Raw genomic sequence first — 26,754 nt, 5'->3', positions numbered from 1 at the left:
TTAGCCTTCATGTCCTAAAATTTTTGCACAAAACTCTATATAAACATCATTTGCCTTATCTTCTAATAATGCATCGTTTTCAAACATAAATTTTTCTATTTGATAGCTATCAATATTGTTTTTTTCTAATAATATTCTTAAAGCTACAATTTCTTTGCAATAATTTACAACGCTATTATGAACTGCACCTCTTGGTGCATTTTGTAATACATCAATTAATTTTTCTTCAGGGGTTGTTTCAAATAATTTATCAAATTCATCCATTTTATTACCTTTAATAATCACTATATATTTGATTTTTATGTTTGATTTTTTTATATTGATTTTGTTTTTTAATTTTTTCTAAATTGTTATACTTATTAATTAATTCTTCCTTACTTAATTCAGAAAAACAACATAAATTTACAAAATTTTCAAGCTCTTTAGAATAAGAAGAATCAAGATAAGTAGGTTCGCATTTATTGATTAATTTTATATTTTGCTCTATGCTTAATTTAAATAATTCTTGAGAAAAATTTTCTTTTTTTAGAGCTAAAACAAAGCGGTGAGCAACTTTTTCAAGTGCTCTTAAATATTTAACACGCTTTGCTTTATCATTCATATTACTTGTTAGCTCTTTCTATATACTCGCCTCTTTGAGTATCTACTCTAATTACTTCACCTTCTAAAACATGGAATGGTATTTGAACTACTGCTCCACTTTCTAAAGTTGCAGGTTTTTTATTTGAGCCTTGAGTGTCACCTTTAAAGTTTGGCTGAGTTTCAACGATTTTTAACTCAACAACTTGTGGAACTTCAACACCTATAGCTTTTCCGTTGTGGAATAATACACTAACATTCATTCCATCAATCATCCATTTTCTACTTTCACCTACATCTTCTTCACTGATCGCAACTTGCTCGTAAGTTTCAGTATCCATAAATTGGCAGAATTCACCATCATCATAAAGATATTGCATTTCTTTTTCTATAAGATTTGGAGATTCACACTTATCGCCTGCGTGGAATGTTTTTTCTAAAACCTTACCATTTACAAAAGACTTGATTTTTATTCTTACAAAAGCAGGACCTTTACCAGGTTTTACGTGTTGGTATTCAACAATTTTATATGGAATACCTTCTATTTCAATTTTTAAGCCTTTTTTTAAATCACCCATTGAATATGATGCCATTTTATTTCCTTTTATTAAATTAAATCCAAATTTCTTCAAAATTAGAATTGATATTATAACTTTTTAAGCTATCTACTAAGTAATGTAGCAAAGAAATGTTATTTGTATCAATCACTATTTGTGAATATTTTTTATTATTAATTAAAAAATATTTAAGGTTTAAATTAGATATTGTTTGCTTAACACAAAACATTGAATATGTGTCACTTTTATCAATATTTAACTTAAAAAATTTCTTTTTACTTAAATTTCCTGTATCTTGCAATTCAAAATGAATATAAAGCTCATTAGATATAGGAAAAAAATCATTTGAATTAGTATTTGCTAATTTCAAATACCAATCATTATTAGCAATAACCTTTTTAATACTCTCTACTTTTTCATCTATAATTTTAGAAATCTGTATATCTTTTGGATTTACAGATTTCAATACTAAAATAAGTGATATTATCAAAATACTTGAGATAATACCGAATATTAAATAAAGTAAATTACTTTTCATTATTATTGTAATTGGTCTTTAATAATATCTCCAATTGTTATTTTATCATCAGAATTAAATTTCTCTAAATCTTCGCGAGTTTTGATGATGTTTAATTTTTTCACACTTAGACGGATTTTTCCATTTCTTGTAAATATTAAAGCTCCTTCAATTTCATCTCCAATATTAGGTTTAGTTTCTCCTAAATCTTCATTTTTAATTAAAGCTTCTACTTTATCATTTACCTTAACAAAAACTCCGAAATCTTTAATATCACTTACTACACCTTTAATAATATCACCTAGTTTGTGATCTTTTGCAAATAATGCACTAGGACTTTCTTCTAGGTGTTTAACGCTTAAAGATATTTTTTGATTTTCTGAATCTATTTTTCTTATTTTTACTTTAATTTTATCACCAACTTTGTAAACTTTTTTGCAAGTTTCATTTTCTGTCCAAGAAATATCATCATTTAATAATAAACCTTCAACATTATCAATTTTTACAAATGCACCAAAATTAGTAATTGTGCTGATTTCACCTTCTACTATATCTCCAACTTTAAACTTCTCACTAAAACCATCAAATGGCTTTGGTAATAAGCTTTTTAAAGATACTCTTAAGCGGCGTTTTTCACAATCTATTTCAATTACTTCAACATCAATTTCTTGACCTTCTTTTAAATAATCTCTTGGATTTTTAACATTTTTATCCCATGAAATTTCACTAATATGTAAAAATCCTTCTATATCATTTCCTAAATCTACAAAAGCACCATAATTTTCAATGTTAGAAACAACTACTTTTAAAACATCACCTATTTCTAAACTGTCTTTAATTTCATCCCATGGATCACTAAGAGCTGCTTTGATTGATAATGATATGTGTTTTTTCTCTTCATCATAACCAACAATTTTTACAACTACTTTATCACCTTCTTTATAAAGAGTGCTAGGATTAACTGGCCCTTTATAAGAGATTTCACTATAATGCACTAATCCATCAACGCCACCGATATCAACAAACATACCATAACTTGTAAGTTTTCTTACAACACCTTCTTTTAATTCAGTGTCATTTACTATATTTGTAATTAGTTCTTTTCTTTTTTTGCGTTCTTCATCGTTCGCTTTTTTCTTAGAAACTACAATGCTTTGTGTTTCTTCATCAATTTTTAAAATTTTAACTTTAATTTTCTTGTTCATTAAAGTATTTAATTCTTTATGTGAGCATTGAGATTTTGGTAAAAAGAATTCTACCTCATTAGCATCTACTGCTACAAAACCACCACGGTTTTTACCTATTACTTTAACATCAAAAATTTCATTATTATCTTCATTATAATTTTTTATAAATTCAACAACTTTTTCTTTTCTAAGTGCTTTTTTGTAAGATAAAATTCTACGACCATTGCTACTACCAACGATAGTAACTTTAATAGTGTCATCTATATTGAATAATAATTTGTCATCTTTTGTTATTTCTGCTATATTTAAAACGCCTTCTGATTTGTCTTGAATATCAACAAAAACTTCATCACCTTCAATTTTAATGATTTTACCTTCAATAATTGCAATATTTTCAGGGTTTTTTTCGCTTTCAAACTCATCTAACATTGTCGCGAAATCAATGTTTTCTAAATCTTCTAAATTGTTATGAGCTCCATTTAACTTAGCCATTTTGGTCCTTTTGTAATAAAATTAATCAAATTAAGAAATGATTATGCCCTATTTTATCACTATTTAACTTACAAGTAATAAATATCTATGAAAAATTTTCAATTTTTTTTACTACTTTTTCAATAATCCAATCAGGCGTACTAGCTCCAGCACTTACTCCACATAGTTTTTTATTATTAAACCATCTATAATCTAATTCATTTTCATTTTCAATTAAGTAGCTATCTTTACAATGTTCTTTTGCAATTAAAAATAATTGTTTTGTATTAGAACTATTTTTCCCACCTACTATAATCATTACATCACTTTTCATAGCAAGCGACTTAATTGCTTCTTGGTTTTTAAAGGTTGCATCGCAAATTGTATTAAAAACTCTTACTTCTTTTACTTTTAACATCAAATAATTTGCAATTTGCATAAATTTTTCTACTTTTTTTGTTGTTTGACTAACCAAAGCTACTTTATTTTTAAATTTTACTTCGTTTAATTCGTTTTCATCTAAAACCACATAATTATTAGTAGTTGCGTAACTTCTAACACTTTTTACTTCAGGATGATTACTATCTCCAAAAATTACTATTTCATACCCTTCACTACTCATTTTTTCAACTATTTCTTGTGGTTTTTTAACAAAAGGACAAGTTGCATCAATAATTTCTCTGCCACTTGTTTTTAAATTATCTAAATCTTGTTTGGTAATTCCATGTGTTCTAATTATTGCTTTTTTTTCATTTCCTAATTCGCTAATATCATTTAAGGTATTAACATTAAAATCGTTCTTTAATCTTGTTATTTCATCATTATTGTGAATTAATGGCCCAATTGTTGCAGCATCTTTTGTTTTTTCTGCTTGTTTGATAGCTCTTTTTACACCAAAACAAAATCCATAACTTTTAGCTAATTCAATTTTCATTATTAATACCGAAATTATTTAAAATATCATAAAAATTAGTAAAAGACGCATCTACACATTTCGTATCATCTATATTAATTTCATAATCTTTTGCTAGTAAAGAAAAGCTCATAGCAATTCTATGATCCGCAAAGCTTTTTAAATTAAAATTGTTTCCTTTAACGCTTTTTCCAATAACGCTAAATCCGTCTTCAAATTCTTCGTATTCAACGCCTAAAAGTTTATAATTTTCAAGCACTGCTTTTATTCTGTCGCTTTCTTTTACTCTTAATTCTTTTGCATTTTTTACAATAGATTTTCCATTAGCGTATAAAAATGCTATTGAAAGTGCTGGTATTTCATCAATTAGCCAAGAAATATTTTCGCTTACTTCCACTGCTCTAAGCTCAGAGCTTTTGATTGTAATATCCCCTATACATTCATAATTATTTTCTTTAATTTCATATTTAATATTAGCTCCCATTTTTTCTAAAACAACAAAAGCTTCAATTCTAGTTTTATTTAACAATACATTTTTTAATTTCAATGTAGAGTTTTTGCTAATAGCACATAAAACTGCAAAGAAAAATGCTGAAGAAGGATCGTTTGGCACTTTTATTGAGTATGGCTTTAATTTTTGAACCATTGGCTCAACCCTAACTACATTATTTTCTACTTTTATAGGTGCATTCATTAGTTTTAATAGATTTTCAGAATGATCTCTACTTAATTCATCTTCGCTAACTTCACAACCATTACTTAACAATCCAGCTAAAATTAAAGCAGTTTTTACCTGAGCTGATTTTAAATAATTATGGTATTTAAAGTACTTTATATTTTTGCCTGCAATTGCCAAAGGTGCGTAATTTGCTTCATCTCTTCCGTAAATATTTGCACCTAAATCATTTAATATAGCACTAACTCTTTTCATAGGTCTTTTATTTAAATATTCATCTCCGCTTAAAACAAAAAAACCTTTAGAGCTAGCTAAAAAACCTATAAGTAATCTCATTAAAGTTCCTGAGTTACCGCAATCAAGAACTACATTAGGAGAAATTAATTCTTCAGGCGGAGTTATTATTAATTCATCTTCTTTAATTTGAACTTTTGCACCTAATTGCTTTATTACTTCTAAAGTATGCAAGCAATCTTGCGCATATAAATAATTAACCACCCTACACTCGCCGTTAGTTAGTAAAGAAAACAAAGCAGCTCTATGTGATATTGATTTATCGGCTGCTATATTTTCTAAAACTATATTAAATTCTTTTTTTATTGTTGGAATTTTCATCTTAACTTTAATCCTATTTTTTCTAATTCGCTGATTATTTGACTAATTTCATTATTTACATCATCATTTTTTAATACTTTTTCATCATCTACAAAACTAAAATTAATACTTAAACTTTCAAAATCTTTTAAGCTTTCATCTTGATATAAATCTATGATTTTAAACTCTTTTAGATTTTTAATATTTAGATTATTAATTAAGTTTTTAATAATTGAATAATCATAGTTTTTAGGTACTAATATGCTTAAATCTCTTGTTGTTCCTTGGAATTTAGAATAAGATTTTGCTTGAATGAAATCATAAACTAAAGCATTAAAATCAATTTCACACAAATAAGTAATAGGTAGTTCTAATTCATTTTCTAAATGTAAATCAAGTCTTCCAACTACTCCGATTTTTACTCCATTTTTATAAATATCAGCTCTTTCAAATTCACTAAATAAATGAAAATCGCTAGTTCTTAATTCAAATTCTTTTAAAATTGTCTTTAATTCACTTAAAAATGTAAAGAAATCAATATTTTTTGCTTTTGCATGATTTTTAATATTTGAGCTTTCATTTAAACCTGAACTAATAAAAGCAATTTTTTTACTCTCATTACCTGCTTCATCAAAAGTGCTGCCGATTTCAAATAATTTAACTGATTTTCTTGAGTTATTAAAGTTAAATTGAGCTTGCTTTAATAAAGTAGCCATAATAGAACTTCTTAAAGTATTCATATCACTTGTAATAGGATTTATAATTTCATTTTTAATATATTTTAATCCTAATTTTTCTAAGAATTCTTTACTATCAAATACATAACCAACGCTTTCAAAATATCCACTCATTAAAGCTCTTTTTCTAAGCTCTAAAGATTTTTGATAATTTAAATAAGTTTTATTTGTTCTATTTGATTCATAAAATTCTAAAGGTTTTGGCTCTATATTATCAATTCCTATCATTCTTACAATTTCTTCGCAAATATCTGCCGAATTGCTTATATCGTGTCTATAAAAAGGAATTTTAAGATATATATTATCTTCTGCAATACTTAGCTCAAAGCCTAATCTTTTTAATATTTTTACAACATCGTTTTTCTCACAAGTTTGACCTATCATTTTTTCTAATTCTAAAATATTGCAACTTATTGAAAGCTTTTCTTTGGTTGGAGTGTTTTGGCATGAGCTTCCATAAATTTTAATATTTTTATCAAGCTGTAAAAGATTAAATAAATAATCAATTCCAATATTTAGCTCAGGCTCACTACCCCTAAAGCTTCTATAAATATCAGTATTTTTATAGTTTTTGTGAGTATTTGCTATAATGTTTGGATTTACATAATTAGCTACTATTAATATCTTCTTACTTTCATTGCTGATTTTAAATTCTTCATTTTGAGTAATTCCTAAAACAGCTAATTCTTTGTCTTTAAATCTAATTGCAAATTCTTTATTTTCTTTTGTTTTAACATCAAGGCTAATTTGTTCGCATTCATCACATATTTTGTTTAAATCAAAAGCATTAAATAATACACCGCTTGCATGGGTTGAATATGATAATAAATTTTCAATAGAATTTGATTTAAGCTCTTCAATGCTTGCTAATCTTAATTTTACTTTTAAAGAATTTTCAATATCTTCTAATAATTCAATGGCTTTTATACTTACATTACCATCTATTCCATCGCTAAAATGAACATTTAAAATTCTTCTAATGCCTTCTGCATTATCAATATCTTTAAAAGCTTTTCTTTCTTTTAGATTGATGTCTAATGCAGCACTTAAATCCCTAGCAACTCCATTTATACTAAGGCAATCCCCACGATTAGGAGTAAGTTCAATTTCAATTAATTCATCATTAAATAAAGAATATTCACGAAGTTCTTTTCCTAAAACAAGCTCTCCTATACTATCATCTAAAACCATTATTCCATCATTGATTTTTGCAAAACCAAGCTCGGTTGATGAGCATATCATACCATTACTCTCAACTCCACGTAATTTGGCTTTTTTAATAGTAATTTCACCTATTTTAGCACCTTCTAAACTAACTGCTACAAATTGTCCTGCTTCCACATTTTTAGCGCCACAAACTATTTGTAAAGTCTCATTACCAACATCTACTTGGCATACGCTTAATTTCTCAGCATCTGGGTGTTTTTCTTTGCTTAAAACTTTTGCTACTACTACTTTAGCAGGAGCTATTAGAGTATGAACGCCATCTACTTCTAATCCTATACTATTTAAAGTTGTTACTAATTCATCTGTACTTATATTTTTTAAATCTATAAATTCATTCAACCAATTTTTACTAATAATCATTTAAATTGCTCCAATAATCTTAAATCTCCTTCAAATAACGACCTTAAATCAGGAATTTTATGAAGTAACATAGCAAATCTTTCAACACCTAAACCAAAGGCATATCCACTAACATTTTTATAACCTACATTTTTAAATACATTAGGATGCACCATTCCACAACCCATAACTTCTATAAAGCCTGTTTTTTTACATACTCTGCAACCACAACCGCCACAAAATACACAAGAAATATCAACTTCAGCACTAGGTTCAGTAAATGGAAAAAAGCTAGGACGAAATCTAACTTTAACATCACCAAACATATATCTTAAAAACTCTTCTAATACATATTTTAAGTTAGCAAAAGATATTTTATCACCCTCTTCTACTACAAGCATTTCAATTTGATGAAACATCGGTGTATGAGTCATATCAAAATCTCTTCTAAACACAGCACCAGGTGCAATCATTCTAATAGGTGGATTTTGTTTTTGCATTGTTCTTATTTGAACTGGACTTGTTTGTGTTCTAAGTAGCATTTTATCAATGAAATAAAAAGTATCTTGCATATCTCTTGCAGGGTGAGATTTAGGTAAATTTAAAGCCTCAAAATTATGAAAATCATCTTCAATTAATGGACCTTCTTCTAAGCTAAAATTTTGTCTTACAAAATAATCAATGATTTTATCCATTGTGCTCATTACAGGATGAAGTGCCCCTGAACTTGATTTTTCATCAAAATAAGCAAAGTTAAAAGCATCTTTTTTTGCTTTTGCTTTTATAAACTCATCTTTTAAAACCTTTTGTTTTTGAGCAAAATTATCATTAAATTCATCTCTTAGCTTATTTAAAATTTCTGCTCTTTGTTTCTTTTCATCGCCTTCTAAGTCTTTTAACTTAGCAAATTCACTTGTTAAATATCCTTTTTTACCAAGAATTTGCACCTTAATTTGCTCTAATTCTTCAAGCGAAGAACAATTATTTAAACTTTTTAAAATATCTTCCAAGAGTTAGCCTTTTTGTTGATTTTTTACAATTTTAGTGTAAATTACATAAATAAACGATTAAAATTATTAAAAAAGGAAAGAAAATGAGTGATTTAAATGTTTTTGAAAGAATTGTTATCGGAGAGCTTCCTTCAAGTAAAGTATTAGAAAATGATGAATTTTTAGCTTTTCACGATATTGACCCAAAAGCTCCTGTTCATATTTTGATTATTCCTAAAAAAAGATTTACAAGTTTTCAAGAAGTTGATGGTGCTACTATGGCTAAAATGACTGATTTTATTCATGAAGTTGCAAAATTACTAGGCCTTGATAAGAGTGGTTACAAACTACTTACAAATGTTGGAGCTGATGCAGGACAAGAAGTATTTCATTTACATTTTCATATGTTAGGTGGGCTTAAATTATTCATACCTAAAGTAGAAGAAAATAAAGAAGCTTTATTTTAATTTCCTAATTCCAATTCCTAATTCAAAAAAAGAATTTGAATTAGGTTTATTATCTAAAACTATACAAAATTACAATAGCAAACAAATATAATAAACCTAAATAGCTTAAACAAGCTATATATAATTTAAAGAATTTGAATTAGGAATTATTTTCGTATTTTATTAAATCTTTAAATCCTGCTTCGCTAAAACCTTTTAATCTTAATTGACAAGATTCGCATTTACCACAAGCTAATTCATTGCTATCATAACAACTATAGCTAAGCTCTAAAGGTGCTTTTAAACTCATTCCAAGTTTTACGATTTCAGATTTTTTAAGTTTAATTAGTGGAGTAATGATTTTTATATTTTCTCCACTTCCTTCTTTAATAAATGCTGCAGTTTTTTCTACAAAATCTAAAGTAGTGTCAGGATAATTGCTAGAATCTTCGCTAACTAAGCCTGTATATATAGCACTTGCATTAAATCTTTGTGCAATTGCTGCTGCAATACTATAAAAAATACCATTTCTAAACGGCACATAAGTATTAGGCACTTTTCCGTTTTCTCCTAAAGTGCCTTTTGGAACTTCTAAACTAATATCTGTTAGGCTTGAGCCGCCGATTTGTTTAAAAAAATCCATATCAATTGCCATTTTTTGTATTTTATAAAAATCACAAATATCATTAAATGCTTTTAGTTCTCTTTGTTCTGTTCTTTGATGATAATTAAAGTGAATTGCAATAACCTTATAACCATCACGAATAGCACAAGCTGTGCTTACACAACTATCAAGCCCACCACTTAAAATACTTATAGCAATTTTACTCACTTATATTCCTTAACAAACTCAGCTATTTTTTCTATACCTGCTATAATATTTTCCATTGAAGTTGCATAAGATATTCTAAAATAACCCTTCATACCAAAACCACTTCCAGGAACACAAGCTACTTTTTTCTCATCTAAAAGCTTAGCACAAAACTCAACATCATCAGGATTAATGCTAGAGCAATCTATGAATAAATAAAATGCTCCACTAGGTTTTGAAAGTAATTTAAGCCCTTTAATATCGCTTATCATTTCACAAGCTTTATCTCTTCTTTTCTTAAATTCTTCTTTCATCATAGCAATATCACTATCAATTTCTCCTACTAAAGCAGGAATTGCAGCTGCTTGAGTAATACTGCAAATATTACTCGTGCATTGTCCTTGAAGATTTTTCATAAGTTTATTTAATTCTTTATTTTTACTTGCACTATAACCAAAACGATAGCCTGGCATAGCAGCACACTTGCTAAGTCCATTAATAGTAACGGTGCGATTTAGTGCATCTTCACTTAAACTTGCAAAAGCTACAAATTCTCCATCATAAACTAATTTTTCATACATTTCATCAGCTAATACTACAATATTTGTGCCTTCTAAAACTTTTGCTAAAGCCATTAATTCATCTTTAGTATATAAAGCACCGGTAGGATTGCTAGGGTTGTTTAAAATTAATATTTTTGTCTTAGGTGTAATAGCTGCTTTTAGTTCTTCAACACTTAATTTGAAATTATTTTTTGGAGTTATGATTACAGGAACTCCGCCAGAATACTTAACTTGCTCAGGATAAGTTACCCAGTATGGAGCTGGAATTATTACTTCATCGCCATCACAAACAAGAGCTTGAATGGCATTAAATAAACTATGCTTTGCTCCGACATTTGCTATAACTTCGCTTATTTCATAATCTAAATTATGATCTCTTTTAAGCTTGGTGCAAATTGCTTTTAAAACTTCAGTAGTTCCTGCAACAGGAGTGTATTTACCACAACCATCATTGATAGCTTTAATTGCTGCATTTTTTACTATTTGTGGAGTATCAAAATCAGGCTCTCCTGCACTAAAACTAATAACCTTAACGCCTTGTTCTTTAAGTAATTTTGCTTTAGCTGTGATTGCTAAAGTTATTGATTCTTCCAAACCTTTAATTTTTTGTGAAAATTGCATTCTCTCTCCTTTTAAATTTTCTTTAAATATCCATTATCGTGCATAAATATAAAAAGCTCTCCTAAAATATGCTTTTTAGTCTTTTCGTTTATCAATTCTGAAGAATTGATTTTATCTTGAATTTTTTCATCAATTTCACGAATATCATAATCTAAATCTTCTAAAATATCTCTAATTGATTGACTTTCAATAATGCTTTCAATCTCATAACCTTTTTCATCTATATCAATGCTTACTTGTGTTGGATGAGTAAATAAGTTATGTTTCATTCCTAAAACTTCTTGATAAGCTCCAACTAAGAAAAATCCTAAGAAATAATCTTCTTGCTCAACATCAACATCGTGTAAAAATAATGGTCTTTTATTAGCATCATAAGAAATCTCGCCATCACTATCACAAGTAATATCCCAAATACTAGCTGATCTTGTAGGCGGAGTGTTTAATCTATCAAGTGGCATTACAGGGAATTCTTGTCCTAAGCCCCAAAAATCAGGCAAGCTTTGAAAAATTGAAAAATTCACTAAATATCTTTCTTGAACTTCTTTTTGAGTTCTTAATAAGTGTTTTGGACTAAGCATAGAAACAGCTTTTTTGCCTATTAAATGAACTAAGATTTCAGCATTTGAGCGATCTTGTAAATCTACATAACCCAAGTCAAATAAAGTTAAAATACTATCTAAATGATCATAACTATCGTGCATATATTCTACTGCGTTGCTAGGTTTTATGTTTTTATACAAATCGCATAATTCATCTATTAATTGTGGATTTTTTTCTTTTAGTTGCATTTTGCTTTCTGAGTATTCTTGAGAAAAAAGCTCAAGCACAGGAGCAACTAAAACAGCATGAGAGCCACTTACAAAACGACCACTTTCTATGTAAATATTAGGCTCTATTTCTTGCTTTTGTGCTGCTAGAGTTTTTAGGATAAATACAATATCGTTTGCATATTCGCTTAAAGTATAGTTTCTTTGTGAAGTTTTTTGAAATTGAGAATATTCAATAGCTAAACCACCACCTATATCAATATTTTCAAGATTATTTGCACCCATTTTGCGTAATTCAAAATAGATATTTCCTGCTTCGCTTAGAGCTTTTTTAAGTGGATGAATATCATTTATTTGTGAGCCTATATGAAAATGTATCATGGTAAAGCAATCTAGCAAATCATTTTCTTTTAATAATCCTACTGCTTCAATTAATTCAGTTGAAGTTAATCCAAACTTAGAATTAATTCCACCACTTTTAGCCCAAGTGCCACTTCCTAAAGAGTGAAGCCTTACTCTAAGCCCTATTTTTGGTTTTATCCCAAAACGCTCTTTTGCTGTTTTAATAATTACTTCAAGCTCATTAATACCTTCAATAGTTAAAGTTATATTATGCCCCATTTCAGCAGCGATAAAACCCATAGTAATTAATTCTTTATCTTTAAAGCCATTAACGGTAATTGGAGCGCCTTCATTATTATAAGCCATAGCAAGAAGTAATTCACCTTTACTTCCAGCTTCAAGACCGTAATTTAGATTTTTTCCAAGCTTTACAAGACTTTTTACAAAGCCTGGGAATTGATTTACTTTTAATGGATAAACAGCATTAAAGCTCCCACGATAATCAAATTCTTTTATAGCGTTATTAAAATTTGTATAAATTTGTTCTATTTGTTTTTTGATTAAATGATTAAATCTTAAAATTATAGGACCTTTATAACCATCATCTAAAAGAGTGTTTACTATATCAATAATAGCAGGCTCACTTCCGTATTTTAAACAAACCTTTCCATTTTTTATAATAAAATTATCATCTCCCCAAATATCTATGCCATAATCGTTCATAAAATTTCCTTTAAAACTTCATATTTTATGCTTTTTTGTTCGCCACTTTCTAAGTCTTTAAAAAACACTTCATTTTTACTAGCTTCATCGCTACCGATTGCTATAAAATATTTATAATTTTGTTTATCAGCTGTATTTAAGTGTTTTATTAGTTTTTTTGCATCATAGCTTAGGTTTATTATTTTACCTGCTTTGCGTAGATCATCAACTAATTTATAAGCAAGTTCTAATAATTCTGTATCAAGCACACAAAAATAAGTATTTTGTGGTTTTTGCTCTGTTTTTTTGCTTTTTAAAATATCCATTACACGCTCAACACCCATAGCAAAACCTACTCCGTAACTCTTGGCTCCACCTAAATACTCAACCAAATAATCATATCTTCCACCGCCTGCTATTGCTGCCTTTGCACCTATTTCGCTACTTTCAAACTCAAAAGCTGTTTTTGAATAATAATCAAGCCCACGAACTAATCTTTCATCAATTACAAAACTAATTCCATTATCTTTTAAAATTTCTTGTAATTTAGCAAAATCAGCCCTACTCTCATCATCTAAAAACTCACTTAATTTAGGTGCATTAACTAAATGTTTTGAACAATTATCGTTTTTACAATCTAGCACTCTAATTACATTCGTAAGCCTTCTTTTTGCACAATCTTCGCAGAATTTAAAATCGGAATTTGATTCAACCTTTGTTAAATAATCTCTAAGTGCTGCTCTATAATTTTGTAAGCATTCAGGCGAGCCTAAAGAATTAATTTTAAGAGTATAAGCAATATCAAGCTTTTCAAAAATCCTAGCAAGTATCATAATAACACTAGCATCTTCATAAACACTTGCTATATTAAAACATTCTAAGCCAAATTGATGAAATTCTCTATATCTTCCACGTTGTGGTTTTTCATAGCGAAACATTGAACCATGATAAAACCATCTTTTAACAACTCCAGCTTTATCCATTTTACGCTCAATAAAAGCTCTTACAACCCCAGCAGTTCCTTCAGGTCTAAGACATACGCTATCTCCACCTTTATCTAAGAACTCATACATTTCTTTGCCTACAATATCGCTACTTTCTCCTACGCTCCTTTTAAATAAAGGAGTAACTTCTAAATGCGGCACTTCAATATAGCTATAACCATAAGTTTTTGCTACTTCTTCGCTAGTTTTTATAATCTTTTCATAAATTAACGCATCTTCATCTAATAAATCATTCATTCCTTTAATTGCATGTATCATTTATATACTCCTTAATAATCTTATTTATTTCTTCTATACTTAATCTTGCATCTATATTTAAAACATTAATATTTAAAGCTTTTATTATTTTTTCATAATTTTCTTGAACTTTTAAAAAGTATTCTATGCCTTTTTGCTCTATCATATCAAGAGATTTATTTGCTAATCTATCTTTTAATAAATCTTTATCGCCTTTAAAAAATATTATATGATTTGGCAAAATATTATTAGTTGCAAATAGATTAAAATCTAGCAATTGTTTATAATCACTATCAACTTCATAAGCTAAATGCGATATTAAACTTCTATCAGCTATTATAAATTCTTTTTTAAAATCAATCGTAGAAAATAACTCAGCTCTATCTGCTAAAAATAAAAACATTCTAGCTCTTTTGCTCATTTTTTCGTTTAATATCAATTCTCTTAATTTTATTCCTAGCTTAGTTTCGCCTGGCTCTTTTACAAAAATTGGCTGGAATTTAAAATAGGAATTTGGCAAAGATTTTAATAGCTCAATTTGAGTGCTTTTACCTAAAGTATCAATTCCTTCAAATGCGTAATAATTCATTTTAAATCCTTTAAAATACTTGCAGGAACTAGCTTTGAAATATCTCCACCATGAGCTTTTATACTTCTTACAATTGAGCTTGATATGAAAGCATTTTTAAGACTTGGCATTAGATAAATAGTATCTATTTCTTCGTTTAATTCAGCGTTTGCATAGTGCATTTGTAATTCGTATTCAAAATCACTAACCGCTCTAAGTCCTCTTACTATCGTAAAAATCTTTTGCTCTTTTGCAAAATCAACTAATAAATTATCAAAGCCTATTACTTCTACATTTAAATTTTTTGTAGCACTTCTTACTAAATTTAATCTAGTTTCTAAATCATAGCTAGGTTGTTTTTTATCATTTTTAGCAACTGCAATTACTAATTTATCAACTATCTTAAGTGCTCTTGTAATTACGTCTAAATGTCCGTTAGTGATAGGATCAAAAGTCCCTGGATAAATTGCTTTTTTCATTCGCTCTTCCATCTTTTAAATTTTTTATATTCAACACCAAGCAAGTCACACCATTTTCCTATTACAAATTCTTTAAAAGAACTCTTTGAATATTTAGCATAAATTGCAGGGGCTATTATACAGCCTAATTTATTTAATTTTAAAATATTTTTAAGCATTATTTCATTAAGTGGCATTTCTCTTGGTGCTATTATTATTTTTCTATTTTCTTTAAGATTTACTGCAAGACTTCTTAATATTAAAGTATCGCTAAAGCCATAACTAGCCTTTGCTAAAAAATCGCTACTTGCATAATAAAAAGCCGCATCAAGCTTAAAGCTTCCACTTGAAACAGAAGCAGCTAAATCATCGTTTTTTAAAAGAGTAATATTTGTATTTTTTATATATTTTTTTAATTTTTTATTGTTTTCTTCTTTTAAAACTTTTAAAGCACCTTTACTAAGGATTAAATATACTTCATTTTCTTTGCTTAAAACTTTTGCTAATTTTAAAGCAAGATTAACCCCACTAGCTCCATTGATTGCTACTAAAAATCTCATTTTATTAAAACCTGTTTTTCATTTATTATTTCGCCTGTTAGATTATGTCCTTGAGTATTTTTAAGGCGTATTTTTTGACCTTTTACACCACTTTGTAAAGCTATTAAGTCAATAAAAACACTCAAATCCCCATCATCTAAAATCCCCACAACATTATCATCTTTATTGATTAAATAATTTGGCATAAGCATTGAATACTTTACAATGCTTCCTGCATTTGCTTTGGTTTTAAATCTAATTTCTTGATTTAAATCCCTTAAAGCATTAAAAGGAACTTTAGAAAAATCAATCTTTTCACTTTTTAAATCAAGAATGCTTATAAGCTCATCTTTTAAAACATTCTTTTTAAGTATATAAACCTTACTTAAAGCTTGTAATTTAAAAGAAATTTGCTTAGTTTCTTCGCCGCAATTTACTTTAAAAAAGCCTTGCTTACTAAGAGCTGGGTAGCTAATTATTTTACAATTATTATTAAGTTCAGGTTTAAAACTAAGGCTAGTAACTTCTAAAAAACTATCTTGTTTTTTCCAATGTTTTATCAAATCTTCGCTTATATTATTTGCAAACAAGCTAAGGCTTAGTATAAATAGGCTAAATGCTTTGTTCATAAACTCTTACTTTTTCACCTTGTTTTATATCACAATCAATATCGCAAATTATATAATGAGTGCATTTACTTAGCGGACTAATTTGACCACTGCTAAGCTTTGCGTTATTAAAAGGCACAAAACAATCATCAATAATATTACCTATTACAATGTTTTCTTTAGCATTTTTAATGCTTAAATCTTGTGAAATAGGACATTCGTAAGATAAATTCCTAAATGAAATTCCAAGCATTTTATAAATAATTTTTCTAGCATAAATTAAAGCTCCTATATAAGCACTCATAGGATTACCTGGTAAAACTAAAATATATTTATTATCCTTATGATATAAGCTAACAGGGCCTGCAGGCTTCATTTTTACCTTTGTAAAAATAGGAGTAAAGCCTAATTCGTTTAAAGCCTTTTTGATAAAATCAGCATCACCTACACTTGCAGCTCCAATGCTTACTACTAAATCAAAATTATCAAAAGCACCTATTAAAGCATTTTTAACATACTCATATTCATCTTTTAAAATACCCAAATAAGTTGGCTTTGAAAAATCTTTAAATGCTGAAAAAATACCATAAGCATTAGAATTATATACTCCAAACCCTTTTGAATATGGCTCAATGATTTCTAAGCCACTTGCATAAATTCCTACTTTAATTTCTTTTAATACTTCAATATTAAAAACTCCGTTGCTAGCTAACATCATTATGATTTCATCAGTAATTACACCTTTTTTAATGATTAAATCACCTACTTTGTATTCTTCGCCTTCATATCTTATAGCTTCGCCTACTCTTAAACTATCGCTTGTAGCATACATTAAATCATCTTTAATGATTGATTTTTCAACCATCAAAACACTATCAGCACCTTTTGGTAACTTTGCTCCTGTCATAATCTTAACGCATTCGCCACTTTTAATTTCGCATTCACTCATATCGCCTGCAAAAATAGTTTTTATAACCTTAAGACCTTTGTTAAACTCACTTGATTTTAAAGCATAACCATCCATTGCTGAGTTTGTAAATAAAGGAGCATTGCATTTAGCATAAAAATCATTTGCTAAAACTCTTCCTTTTGCTTCAAATAAATTTATTATTTCGGTATTGTTTATTTCTTTAATTAATTCTATATTATTTAAGGCATCTTGAATTTTCATTCTTCTTCCTTTAACTCGGTAATATCTGCACCTAATTTGCTAAGCTTTTCGCATAAATTCTCATATCCACGCTCTAAGTGATAGATTCTGTGAATATAAGTTATACCTTCTGCTGCAAGTGCTGCTAGAATTAGTGCTGAACTAGCTCTTAAATCAGTTGCCATTACATGTGTGCCTTGTAAATTAGAGTTTTTCACATTAGCGATATGTCCATTTAGCTTAATGTTTGCTCCCATACGATTTAGCTCGCTTACATGCATAAAGCGATTTTCAAATAATCTTTCATCAATAATGCTTTCTTCTTTTGCTTTAAGACAAAGTGCCATAAATTGTGCTTGCATATCAGTTGGAAAGCCTGGATATTCAGAAGTTTGAATATTTGCTGCTTTATAATCTGATGAAAATATTTTTATAGAATTATTTAAGCTTTCGTATTTAATACCCATTTCATCAAATTTAGCAAGTAATGCACCTAAATGCTCAGGAATTATATTTTTAACTTCTATATTTGATTTTGTGATTGCACCTGCACAAAGATAGGTTCCTGCTTCTATTCTATCAGGAATAATTTCGCAAGTAAAATCGCTCTTTAAACTATCAACTCCATTAATTTCTAAAGTATTTGTTCCTATTCCTTTAATTTCTACGCCAGCTTTTGTTAAAAAATCGCATAAATTAACTATTTCAGGCTCACAAGCTGCATTTATAATAGTGGTTTTACCTTTTGCATAAACTGCAGCTAAAATTGTATTTTCGGTAGCTCCTACTGAGATTTTATCAAAATGTATTTTTGCCCCAACTAATTTTCCACTAGCTTTAACATAGCCATCAACTAATTCAATCTTAGCTCCCATTTTTTCTAAAGCACTTAAATGCAAATCAATCGGACGCTGACCTATCGCACAACCACCTGGAAGTGATACTTCGCAAGTATTAAATCTACTAAGCAATGGTCCAAGCACTAAAATACTTGCACGCATTTTGCGAACAATATCATAAAGAGCTTTAGTATTAAAAACATTGCTTGAATCAATTGTAACGCTATGATTATTTAATTCATAAGTTGCACCTAAATTCTCAAGTAATCTTAACATTGTTTTAATATCTGATACTAAAGGAAGATTTGTTAAAGTGCATTTTCCTTTAATAAGCAAAGCAGCAGCAAGTAGCGGTAAAGCAGCGTTTTTAGCTCCGCTAATCTCTACACTTCCACTAAGTTTTGCATTGCCTTGTATTTTTAAATATTTCATTCTTTATCCTTTTGTATATAAAATCCAGCCCAAGTTTGAGTAACAGGCATTAGTTCTATTCTATTTATATTTACATGATCTTTTAGATTAATTATACTCATAATAGTATCGGCTATATCATCAGCGCTTAAGTATTTTGTATTTTCATAAACCTTATCTGCTGCAATCTTATCGCCTTTAAAACGAACTTCGCTAAATTCAGTTTTGCATAAACCTGGTGCAATATCAGTAATTTTTATATTATTTTTTCTTACATCATTTCTTAATGCGTGAGAAAATTGTCCTACGAAAGCCTTAGTTCCTGCATAAACATTCCCACCAAAATAAGGGTTATTAGCAGCAACTGAACCAAAATTAAATATATGTCCGCCGTTTTCAAGCATTCTAGGTAAAATCTCATGAGTTATATATAAAAGACCTTTAATATTAGTATCTACCATAGTTTCCATATCTTCTATACTTAAATTATGAAATTCTCCAAGACCAAGTGCTAGTCCTGCTGAGTTAATTAAAACATCTATTGTTTTAAAATCATCAGGCAAATTATCAACAGCTTTTTTAATAGCTTTATAATCTCTTACATCACAAGCGATAACGCAAACATTATCTTTATAAGTTTTTTCTAATTCAACTAATTTTTCTTTGCGTCTTGCAAGAACAACTACTTTATAATTATTTTCTAAAAGTTTTATAGCACATGCCTTACCAAAGCCACTACTTGCACCAGTTACAAAAGCTGTTTTCATTCTTCTTTCTCCTTTAATCCTAGTTCTTTTAAATATTTTATATTTTCTTTATTATCGTAAATAATTGCGTAATCAAGAGCATTTAAACCAAAATTATCGCTAACTTTATAATCTGCATTATTTTCAATTAATAATTTTAGGGTTTTTAAATCAGCCAAAGATGCTGCATGAATTACTAAGGTTTTTGATGGATGAATATACGAGCAAAAAGAAATATAATAAGGAAGATTAGTTTTTAACTCTTCTTCGCTTTCAATTTGCTGTAAATTAAGATTTGCTCCATATTTGATTAATAATTTTATGGTTTTAATATCGCTTATTTCTACTGCATAAAAAATCGCACTTTTTCCAAAACCATTCAAATAATTTACATTCGCATTATTTACCAATAAATATTCTAAAGCTTCGTAATAATCAAGCGCATAAAAAATAGCACTCTCATAGCCTGAATTTATATTAGTATTATTTTTTGTTAAAAACTCAATTATTTTCATATCTTTTTTATCAAGCAATGCTAGTTTTAATAAAAAGTCTAATTGATAATAATTAGGGCTAATTTCGTTAAGATAAGCGATACTATCTTCAGCATTATCAATTTTTAAAAATTCTGTATAAATATCATCTAGTTTTATAAATTTATTTATTGAACCAAATGCTCTCATTCCAAATCTTTGAATGAAGTTTTCGCATGATTTTTCATAATTTGTTTTTGATAATTTTATGAAATGCTCTTTATGCAATTTACAAAAATTATTCGCTTCTTCATTAAACTCATCAAAAAGTCTTTTATTCCCTAAACTCTGATAAGCCCAGTATTTAAAATATTCATAATATTTATCATAATCTTTTATAGGTTCAAGATTTTTATCATTGTAAGCTTTGTTTAAATCATTTACATAATTATCTAAAATTACAAAATAATCATGTCCATTGCATTCAACATTTCTTCCGCTTATTGTTTCTGCTAGTTTAAACACCTTTTCATCACTTAATTCCTTTGAAAAAACAAAAGCACTAATTAATAAAAATATAATCTTTTTCAATGCAAATCCTAATAAATTAATGGCTAAAACTTTAGCATTATTAAATAATTATTTGGTAAGAATTTGAATTAGGAATTAGCTTTTAGTTTTTTTGTAAAAATATATTAAAAGTAAGCATGCAAACATAAAAGCCGAGCAGATAAAAAAGACTTTTGCTTCATAAATATTATAAAAATATCCACCGCTTAAGCTCCCTAAAAAAGCTCCTATTCCAAAAAAACTTTGATTAATTCCAAATATTCTTGAATTAATTTGCTTTGGGATATTTTTGCGAATTAGTGAATAGATACTAGGCATAATTGAGCAAAAACTAATGCCTGTAATAAAGCGAGTAATACAAAATAAAATATAATTATTACAAGTAAAATAATGTAAAATTAAGCAAATTAATAAGCAAAAAACACTTATTAAAATAAGATTGATTTCTCCATAGATTTTTGCTAATTTTGAAAGCCTTGGAGCAAATATTGCACTTGCAATTCCTGCAAGGCTAAAGCAAAATCCAGTTGCAAGTTCTTTATTTTCAACCAAATTTGATACAAAAAGTCCGATTATTGGACCTATGAAAGTTTGAGAATATTGAACCAAAAATGAAGCTATACATAAAATAATTACGAAAAAATATAAATTACGATCAAGGCTTATTTTTTCTTCTTTTTTAATAGGGCTAAATTCTTCTTTTACAAAAAATAATATAAGTAAAAATATGCTAATTAATAAAAATCCAGATATTGCAAACTGCACTCTAAAATCAAAAAAGTGCATTAAAACCCCACCAAACAAAGGTCCAAGCAGTGAGCCTGTAATTTGAGATGAGCTTAGTTTTGCTAAAGAATAATTAACTTCATCTTTAGGAGCACTAACTGCTATTAAGGCTATGCAAGCTGAATTAAAGCCTGAGAAAAAGCCCATTATAAATCTTAAGATTATAAATGATTCTGCTGTTTTTAAAAATACACTAACTAATAAACATAATCCCATTCCAAGACTTGCACGAAGTAGCATTTTTTTGCGACCATATTTATCAGCTAATATTCCCCAAATAGGTGCAAATAGTGCCATCATAAGTGTGCTACCTGCGTAGGCTAAGCCACTATAAAGACTAATTTTGTCTTTGCTAACTCCGTATTCTTGCATTATAAAAGGTAACAAAGGTAGGATTTGATTCATTGCTAAAGTGCTTAAAAATGAGCCTAAAGATACGATAATTAACATAAACTTAAAATTACTTTGCATAGCTTAATTATAATAGCTCTTTGTAATTTATATTTCCTATTTTAAATTCTTTTTATTTTGTGTATTTTTTATAAAAAATCAAAAAGAATTTGAATTCGGAATTTAGTTTTCAAACTAATTCCTATTTCAAATTCCTTAATTTTTATTCATCGCCAGGAGCAACTCTTTGTAAGTATTTTACCATTTGATAATATTCATTTTCATCTAAACTTGCATTATCTTGCATTGATTTTATTGTGCTTGGCCATACGTTTTTGCTAAATTCATCATAAGGATGCAGGGCATGGCAGGTGCCACAGCGTTCTTCAAAAAGCTCTTTACCTTCATTTATCACATCTTTTTCACCTAAATTAGCATTATCAATACTTGCAATTAATTCTACTACTTCCCACTCGTTTTCGTATTCGTCAGTTTCTACTCCTAAAACCTTAGCAACTTTTGCATCATTAAGATTTACGCTAGATGATAAAACTCCTAAGGTATCATAAATAATTTTTCCACCTTTAGGACGATAGCCTTTAAGCTTTATTTCACTATTTTTATTATCTTTTTTAACAATATCAACTTTTGTTCCGATGATTATTGTTCCTATTTCTTTATTTTTTTGACTTATTGATGAGTTTTGCATTACATAAGTATTTGCTAAAAGCGAGCTTGCAACTAAACTCATAATTATTAATTTTTTCATTCATTTCCTTTATAAAAATTACTCACTGCTAAAAAGCAGTGAGTTTAAATTATGCTTTAAATTTTGGTTGTCTAAATAAATCTAATGCTGGTATATCTTTAGTATATTTTTCAACTTCTACTAAAGCAGTAGCTTGGTTACCGCATGCAAGCTTAGAGCTAGGAATATCAGCTATAAGCACATTCACATCTCCGTGTAAGCATAAGCCTTTTTTATCAGGGTTATACCATGAGCCTTCTTGCATTCTAATTACACCAGGTTTAACATAAGGAGTTACTAAAACACCACCTAAAATCTCGCCCCTATCATTATAAATTCTAACAATATCGCCATTTTTAATACCACGAGCTTTTGCATCAACTGGATTCATCCATAAAGCTTCTTTACCATCAACTTCTTCAAAATCTCTTACTATTGTATTGTTAAGTTGTGAGTGTAAGCGATATTTTGGATGTGGTGTAACCATATTTAATTTATATTTTTTAGCATTGCCTAAATACTCTGCTGGTTCATAGAATTGAACTAAACCTTGACAATCATCTAAATTATATTTTTCTATTTTTTTAGAGAATATCTCGATCTTACCACTTGGAGTTCCTAAACGATTTGTAATAGGGTCATCTCTAAAATCTTTCATTTTTACGAAATTTTTTGCTTCTTCAGGAGCTTTAAATTCTACATAGCCAACTTTCCAAAATTCTTCAAAACTTGGCATATTTAAGCCACTTGCAGCTGCTTTGGTTCTTGATTGCTCGTAAAAATACTTAATCCATTCATCAGCGCTCCTACCTTCTGTAAATGCTTGATATTTTTCTTCGCCAAAATGCTTAATAATTCCGCAGAAAATATCATAATCATTTTTTGAATTATACATAGGTTTTACACACTCTTTCATTGCGAAAATATATTTATTTGTGTGTGCTTTTGTAATATCGTTTCTTTCAATTTCAGTTGTAGCAGGTAAAACTAAATCAGCATGTCTTGCACTAGCAGTCCAAAAACAATCTTGAACGATAAAGCTATCAACCTTAGCAAATGCTTTAAGCTGTCTGTTTCTATCTTGGTGATGATGCATAGGATTTCCGCCCGCCCAATAAATTGATTTAATTAATGGGAATGTTTTTACTTTTCCATCAAATATATATTCTTTATTAGGATTTTCAAGCATATCTACAATTCTTGAAACAGGAATTACTTCGTTTTCTCTATCACTCCACTCACCTTTTACTGAAGTCTTTGTGCTAATTCCTGCAAGTCCAGGGAAACCACTAAAATTATTCGCCTTGTCTTCAATATTTCCACTATTTGCATTTCCTGTAACTGCACCTGGAGTTGGAACCCCACCATCTGAATAATGATAGCTAAAGCCATATCCACCACCATCAAGTCCAATTTGTCCTAAAACTGATGCTAGAGTAATCATAGCCCAATGAGTTTGCTCTCCGTGATGAGCTCTTTGGAAACCCCAACCAGCCATAATCATTGTTCTATTTTTTGCCATTAATTCAGCTAATTCTTTAATCTTAGCAGCACTTACTCCTGTGATTTTTTCTGCTAATTCAGGAGTTTTAGGGTTTTTTTCATCAAATAATCTTTCTTTTAATTTTGCAAATCCTACTGTGTATTTTTTAAGGAATTTTTCATCATGAAGATTATTTTTAATTAAGTGATAGCACATTGCTTCAACCATTGCAACGTCAGTTGTAGGATTTATAAATACTTGCTCAGCCCCAAGGTATCTAGCTGTATCATTATAAACTGGGTCAATATTTATAACTTTAATTTTATTTGCTTTTACTAAAGCTTGTAATTTTTCTAAATATTCGTATGATTCATGTAATGGAACACCCCAAGCAATTTGATTAGTATTAATCATATCGTTAGACCATAAAACAATAACTTTTGAATGTTCTAAAACATTATCCCATGAAGTTTGTTTAGCACTTGATTCATCAACCCCACTAATATAAGGAGTAATTGCACGAATGCAGTGGGTTGAATAAGTAAGAGTTCTAGTAGTGCAACCTCCTGCGATATTTAGCATTCTTCCAAGTAAGCTTTGTGGGTTATTTACACTACCTACACAAAACCATCCGTAAGAGCCGCCATATATTGCATTACTTCCGTATTCTTTATAAACTCTTTTTAATTCATTAGCTACTAATTCGTAAGCTTTTTCCCAGCTAATCTCTACAAATTCTTCTTTACCTCTTAAGTTTTTAGGAGCTTTTGCGAAGCCTTTTTCTAAAACACTTTTTCTAACACTTGGATTTTTTATTCTATCTTGAGCATATACTCTATGAATTACCCCATTCATTAAGCTTGTAGGTTTAACATCACCTTTAAAAGCCTCAAAACCTTCTGCTTTTTCACTTCTAATAACTGGATGATAAGCTCCGAAGTGTGAAGCACTTATTAAACTTTTATCTGTTTTTGGCATTGCATCAAAACCAACAAAATCAACAGCACCAAGGCTTGAAGCGCTTGCGGCTACTCCTGCTGCACCTTTTAAAAAGCTTCTACGAGATAACTTTTCCATATTTTCTCCTTAAATTTAATTAAAACTTAATTTTTTAAGTTAATAGATATTATAAATAATTTTGCTTAAATTTAATTAATAGAATAATTAAAATTTATCTATTTTACAGGGCTTACTCCCCCCCATAAGAAAATTTTAAGAAATAATATAAAAAAGAATAAAATATCCCTATTTCAAAAAGAATTTGAAATAGGAATTTGAAATTAGAAAATAAATTTATAAATAGCTAGAATAATTAGAATAAAGATAAAACCTATAACTCCGATTAAAGTTTCTAGCATTGTCCATGTTTTAAGAGTTGTTTTTTCGTCAAGTCCAAACAATCCTTTAACAAGCCAAAAACCTGAATCATTAAAGTGAGAGCAAACTACACTACCGCAAGCAATAGCTAAAACAATTGCAACTTTATCAAATTCTTCTAAGCCTGTATAAGAAGCAATTACAGGTGCCATTAAACCTGCTGCAGTTGTTAGTGCAACGGTTGCTGAGCCTTGAGCTATTCTAATTGCAGCAGCTATTATAAATCCTGCTAAAATTACCGGAACACCTAAATTAGCTAAAGTTCCAGCTAAAGCATCGCCTATACCGCTAGCTCTTAAAACCCCACCAAACATTCCACCTGCTCCTGTAACTAAAACAACAGAGCAAATTGCAGGAAGTGATTTTTCGCAGTATTTTTCAATATTTTTTGCACCTAAAGTATTATAAAATGTAATAATACAAATTATTAATGTAATCATTAAAGCAATAGGAGTTTGTCCTAAAAGATTTAAAGAATTAAATAAAACGCTGCTTTTTGAAAGCACTTCAAGTTTTTGCATAGATGAGATTATTGCACTAATGAAAATTAAAACAACAGGAGTTAATAAAATCATTAAAACGGTTAAGAACTTAGGCTTTTTCTTAATTTCAATTTTTTCATCTTCAAATAAGTCAGGTGCTTTAAAATACATTTTCTTACCTGAATAAAGTCCAAATAAATAAGAACTAAAATACCATGTAGGCAAACCTATTACAAGACCTAATATTAATACCCAACCAATATTCGCATCAATAGTTGCAGCCGCAGCAACAGGTCCAGGGTGTGGTGGTAAAAATACGTGCATTACAGAAAACGCACCAACAGAAGGAAGTGCATAGGTTAAAATTGAGCCTTTTAGCTTATGAGCAACACTTAAAATAACAGGTAGCATTACAATAAGACCAGCATCAAAAAATATAGGAAATGCAAATATTAATGACGCTAAACCTAAAGCAAAAGGAGCTTTATTTATGCCAAAATATTCAATCAAAGTATCTGCTAAAACTTGAGCTCCACCTGATACTTCTAATATTTTGCCTATCATTGCACCAACACCAACTAATAAAGCAACACTTGCTAAAGTTGAACCAAAACCACCTAACATTACTCCTAAAATCTTATCTAGTGGAGTATTAGCTGCAAGAGCAGTTAAAAAACTTACGATTATTAATGATATAAAAGCATGAATTTTAAGCTTCATAATCATAAATAATAATAAAACAACTGCAATAGCAGCGACACATAATAAATAAGAGGCACTAAGCTCCATAACTTCTCCTTTTTAGAAATTTATGTAATATTAAGAAAAATAAGTTAAAAATAGCAAG

General features: G+C 28.8%; 26 protein-coding genes. 1 reads left to right on the top strand and 25 read right to left on the bottom strand.

Annotated elements, in window-relative coordinates; translation table 11 throughout:
- From AVANS_RS04970 to pheS, 9 genes are all read right to left on the bottom strand, one after another.
- Entirely contained in the window at positions 1-264 is a 264-nt protein-coding gene (locus tag AVANS_RS04970) for a DUF2018 family protein (protein WP_239816786.1), read from the bottom strand.
- Positions 265-274: 10 nt separating this feature from the next.
- A complete protein-coding gene (locus tag AVANS_RS04965) occupies positions 275-601 on the bottom strand; it encodes a hypothetical protein (protein ID WP_239816785.1) in 327 nt (108 codons plus the stop codon).
- A 1-nt stretch (position 602) separates the two neighbouring features.
- Positions 603-1,172, bottom strand: a complete 570-nt coding sequence (efp, locus tag AVANS_RS04960; RefSeq protein ID WP_239816784.1) for an elongation factor P — start codon at positions 1,170-1,172, stop codon at positions 603-605.
- A 19-nt stretch (positions 1,173-1,191) separates the two neighbouring features.
- The gene (locus AVANS_RS04955; RefSeq protein WP_239816783.1) at positions 1,192-1,674 is read right to left on the bottom strand and encodes a hypothetical protein; all 483 of its coding nucleotides are present in this window, start codon (positions 1,672-1,674) and stop codon (positions 1,192-1,194) included.
- A 2-nt stretch (positions 1,675-1,676) separates the two neighbouring features.
- Positions 1,677-3,332, bottom strand: coding sequence for a 30S ribosomal protein S1 (locus AVANS_RS04950; protein ID WP_239816782.1), 1,656 nt, complete (start codon positions 3,330-3,332; stop codon positions 1,677-1,679).
- 85 nt (positions 3,333-3,417) lie between these two features.
- Positions 3,418-4,245 (bottom strand): 4-hydroxy-3-methylbut-2-enyl diphosphate reductase, encoded by an 828-nt coding sequence (locus AVANS_RS04945; RefSeq protein ID WP_239816781.1) that lies wholly within the window; start codon positions 4,243-4,245, stop codon positions 3,418-3,420.
- Positions 4,235-5,515, bottom strand: coding sequence for a 3-phosphoshikimate 1-carboxyvinyltransferase (gene aroA / locus AVANS_RS04940; RefSeq protein WP_239816780.1), 1,281 nt, complete (start codon positions 5,513-5,515; stop codon positions 4,235-4,237). The genes AVANS_RS04945 and aroA overlap by 11 nt, the downstream gene beginning before the upstream one ends.
- Complete coding sequence (gene pheT, locus AVANS_RS04935; RefSeq protein ID WP_239816779.1) at positions 5,512-7,818, bottom strand: phenylalanine--tRNA ligase subunit beta; 2,307 nt, start codon at positions 7,816-7,818, stop codon at positions 5,512-5,514. The genes aroA and pheT overlap by 4 nt, the downstream gene beginning before the upstream one ends.
- Entirely contained in the window at positions 7,815-8,807 is a 993-nt protein-coding gene (gene pheS / locus AVANS_RS04930) for a phenylalanine--tRNA ligase subunit alpha (RefSeq protein ID WP_239816778.1), read from the bottom strand. Before pheS ends, pheT begins: the two co-directional genes overlap by 4 nt.
- Positions 8,808-8,890: 83 nt before the next feature.
- Between pheS and AVANS_RS04925 the strand changes: the two genes are divergently transcribed.
- A complete protein-coding gene (locus tag AVANS_RS04925) occupies positions 8,891-9,253 on the top strand; it encodes a histidine triad nucleotide-binding protein (protein WP_239816777.1) in 363 nt (120 codons plus the stop codon).
- A gap of 139 nt (positions 9,254-9,392) precedes the next feature.
- On the opposite strand, the gene queC is transcribed toward AVANS_RS04925, so the two are convergent.
- From queC to AVANS_RS04845, 16 genes are all read right to left on the bottom strand, one after another.
- Positions 9,393-10,064: a 7-cyano-7-deazaguanine synthase QueC gene (gene queC, locus AVANS_RS04920; RefSeq protein ID WP_239816776.1), complete on the bottom strand. Its 672-nt coding sequence runs from the start codon at positions 10,062-10,064 to the stop codon at positions 9,393-9,395.
- Entirely contained in the window at positions 10,061-11,227 is a 1,167-nt protein-coding gene (locus tag AVANS_RS04915) for a pyridoxal phosphate-dependent aminotransferase (protein WP_239816775.1), read from the bottom strand. The genes queC and AVANS_RS04915 overlap by 4 nt, the downstream gene beginning before the upstream one ends.
- Before the next feature lie 11 nt (positions 11,228-11,238).
- A complete protein-coding gene (gene speA / locus AVANS_RS04910) occupies positions 11,239-13,059 on the bottom strand; it encodes a biosynthetic arginine decarboxylase (protein ID WP_239816774.1) in 1,821 nt (606 codons plus the stop codon).
- Positions 13,056-14,300: a histidine--tRNA ligase gene (gene hisS / locus AVANS_RS04905; RefSeq protein ID WP_239816773.1), complete on the bottom strand. Its 1,245-nt coding sequence runs from the start codon at positions 14,298-14,300 to the stop codon at positions 13,056-13,058. The genes speA and hisS overlap by 4 nt, the downstream gene beginning before the upstream one ends.
- Positions 14,284-14,868 carry a dTMP kinase gene (gene tmk / locus AVANS_RS04900; RefSeq protein ID WP_239816772.1) on the bottom strand — a complete coding sequence of 195 codons (585 nt, stop codon included), beginning with the start codon at positions 14,866-14,868 and terminating at the stop codon, positions 14,284-14,286. Before tmk ends, hisS begins: the two co-directional genes overlap by 17 nt.
- Complete coding sequence (gene coaD / locus AVANS_RS04895; protein ID WP_239816771.1) at positions 14,865-15,326, bottom strand: pantetheine-phosphate adenylyltransferase; 462 nt, start codon at positions 15,324-15,326, stop codon at positions 14,865-14,867. Before coaD ends, tmk begins: the two co-directional genes overlap by 4 nt.
- Positions 15,323-15,865: a UbiX family flavin prenyltransferase gene (locus AVANS_RS04890; protein ID WP_239816770.1), complete on the bottom strand. Its 543-nt coding sequence runs from the start codon at positions 15,863-15,865 to the stop codon at positions 15,323-15,325. Before AVANS_RS04890 ends, coaD begins: the two co-directional genes overlap by 4 nt.
- Positions 15,862-16,473, bottom strand: a complete 612-nt coding sequence (gene flgA / locus AVANS_RS04885) for a flagellar basal body P-ring formation chaperone FlgA (RefSeq protein ID WP_239816769.1) — start codon at positions 16,471-16,473, stop codon at positions 15,862-15,864. The genes AVANS_RS04890 and flgA overlap by 4 nt, the downstream gene beginning before the upstream one ends.
- Complete coding sequence (locus tag AVANS_RS04880; RefSeq protein WP_239816768.1) at positions 16,457-17,623, bottom strand: molybdopterin molybdotransferase MoeA; 1,167 nt, start codon at positions 17,621-17,623, stop codon at positions 16,457-16,459. The genes flgA and AVANS_RS04880 overlap by 17 nt, the downstream gene beginning before the upstream one ends.
- Complete coding sequence (murA, locus tag AVANS_RS04875) at positions 17,620-18,873, bottom strand: UDP-N-acetylglucosamine 1-carboxyvinyltransferase (protein WP_239816767.1); 1,254 nt, start codon at positions 18,871-18,873, stop codon at positions 17,620-17,622. The genes AVANS_RS04880 and murA overlap by 4 nt, the downstream gene beginning before the upstream one ends.
- Positions 18,870-19,619, bottom strand: a complete 750-nt coding sequence (locus AVANS_RS04870; protein ID WP_239816766.1) for an SDR family NAD(P)-dependent oxidoreductase — start codon at positions 19,617-19,619, stop codon at positions 18,870-18,872. Before AVANS_RS04870 ends, murA begins: the two co-directional genes overlap by 4 nt.
- Entirely contained in the window at positions 19,616-20,662 is a 1,047-nt protein-coding gene (locus AVANS_RS04865) for an ankyrin repeat domain-containing protein (protein ID WP_239816765.1), read from the bottom strand. The genes AVANS_RS04870 and AVANS_RS04865 overlap by 4 nt, the downstream gene beginning before the upstream one ends.
- 75 nt (positions 20,663-20,737) lie before the next feature.
- The gene (locus tag AVANS_RS04860) at positions 20,738-21,877 is read right to left on the bottom strand and encodes an MFS transporter (RefSeq protein WP_239816764.1); all 1,140 of its coding nucleotides are present in this window, start codon (positions 21,875-21,877) and stop codon (positions 20,738-20,740) included.
- A gap of 163 nt (positions 21,878-22,040) precedes the next feature.
- The gene (locus AVANS_RS04855) at positions 22,041-22,586 is read right to left on the bottom strand and encodes a hypothetical protein (protein ID WP_239816763.1); all 546 of its coding nucleotides are present in this window, start codon (positions 22,584-22,586) and stop codon (positions 22,041-22,043) included.
- Between the two features lie 49 nt (positions 22,587-22,635).
- Positions 22,636-25,125: a molybdopterin-dependent oxidoreductase gene (locus AVANS_RS04850; protein WP_239816762.1), complete on the bottom strand. Its 2,490-nt coding sequence runs from the start codon at positions 25,123-25,125 to the stop codon at positions 22,636-22,638.
- Between the two features lie 203 nt (positions 25,126-25,328).
- Positions 25,329-26,696 (bottom strand): GntP family permease, encoded by a 1,368-nt coding sequence (locus AVANS_RS04845; RefSeq protein WP_239816761.1) that lies wholly within the window; start codon positions 26,694-26,696, stop codon positions 25,329-25,331.
- Positions 26,697-26,754: the final 58 nt, after the last annotated feature.

The organism is Campylobacter sp. RM5004 (assembly GCF_022369455.1).
In the GTDB taxonomy this organism is placed as follows: Bacteria; Campylobacterota; Campylobacteria; order Campylobacterales; family Campylobacteraceae; genus Campylobacter_E.
This window is presented reverse-complemented; position numbering and strand designations above follow the sequence as displayed.

Coding starts and splice junctions, on each gene's coding strand:
- pheT (WP_239816779.1), bottom strand. CDS start 7,818: ATGATTATTAGTAAAAATTGGTTGAATGAATTTATAGATTTAAAAAAT.
- AVANS_RS04855 (WP_239816763.1), bottom strand. CDS start 22,586: ATGAAAAAATTAATAATTATGAGTTTAGTTGCAAGCTCGCTTTTAGCA.
- AVANS_RS04850 (WP_239816762.1), bottom strand. CDS start 25,125: ATGGAAAAGTTATCTCGTAGAAGCTTTTTAAAAGGTGCAGCAGGAGTA.
- efp (WP_239816784.1), bottom strand. CDS start 1,172: ATGGCATCATATTCAATGGGTGATTTAAAAAAAGGCTTAAAAATTGAA.
- AVANS_RS04955 (WP_239816783.1), bottom strand. CDS start 1,674: ATGAAAAGTAATTTACTTTATTTAATATTCGGTATTATCTCAAGTATT.
- coaD (WP_239816771.1), bottom strand. CDS start 15,326: ATGAAAAAAGCAATTTATCCAGGGACTTTTGATCCTATCACTAACGGA.
- AVANS_RS04890 (WP_239816770.1), bottom strand. CDS start 15,865: ATGAGATTTTTAGTAGCAATCAATGGAGCTAGTGGGGTTAATCTTGCT.
- AVANS_RS04880 (WP_239816768.1), bottom strand. CDS start 17,623: ATGAAAATTCAAGATGCCTTAAATAATATAGAATTAATTAAAGAAATA.
- AVANS_RS04870 (WP_239816766.1), bottom strand. CDS start 19,619: ATGAAAACAGCTTTTGTAACTGGTGCAAGTAGTGGCTTTGGTAAGGCA.
- hisS (WP_239816773.1), bottom strand. CDS start 14,300: ATGATACATGCAATTAAAGGAATGAATGATTTATTAGATGAAGATGCG.
- AVANS_RS04945 (WP_239816781.1), bottom strand. CDS start 4,245: ATGAAAATTGAATTAGCTAAAAGTTATGGATTTTGTTTTGGTGTAAAA.
- AVANS_RS04915 (WP_239816775.1), bottom strand. CDS start 11,227: ATGCAATTTTCACAAAAAATTAAAGGTTTGGAAGAATCAATAACTTTA.
- AVANS_RS04970 (WP_239816786.1), bottom strand. CDS start 264: ATGGATGAATTTGATAAATTATTTGAAACAACCCCTGAAGAAAAATTA.
- AVANS_RS04925 (WP_239816777.1), top strand. CDS start 8,891: ATGAGTGATTTAAATGTTTTTGAAAGAATTGTTATCGGAGAGCTTCCT.
- speA (WP_239816774.1), bottom strand. CDS start 13,059: ATGAACGATTATGGCATAGATATTTGGGGAGATGATAATTTTATTATA.
- tmk (WP_239816772.1), bottom strand. CDS start 14,868: ATGAATTATTACGCATTTGAAGGAATTGATACTTTAGGTAAAAGCACT.
- aroA (WP_239816780.1), bottom strand. CDS start 5,515: ATGAAAATTCCAACAATAAAAAAAGAATTTAATATAGTTTTAGAAAAT.
- AVANS_RS04950 (WP_239816782.1), bottom strand. CDS start 3,332: ATGGCTAAGTTAAATGGAGCTCATAACAATTTAGAAGATTTAGAAAAC.
- murA (WP_239816767.1), bottom strand. CDS start 18,873: ATGAAATATTTAAAAATACAAGGCAATGCAAAACTTAGTGGAAGTGTA.
- AVANS_RS04860 (WP_239816764.1), bottom strand. CDS start 21,877: ATGTTAATTATCGTATCTTTAGGCTCATTTTTAAGCACTTTAGCAATG.
- flgA (WP_239816769.1), bottom strand. CDS start 16,473: ATGAACAAAGCATTTAGCCTATTTATACTAAGCCTTAGCTTGTTTGCA.
- AVANS_RS04965 (WP_239816785.1), bottom strand. CDS start 601: ATGAATGATAAAGCAAAGCGTGTTAAATATTTAAGAGCACTTGAAAAA.
- AVANS_RS04845 (WP_239816761.1), bottom strand. CDS start 26,696: ATGGAGCTTAGTGCCTCTTATTTATTATGTGTCGCTGCTATTGCAGTT.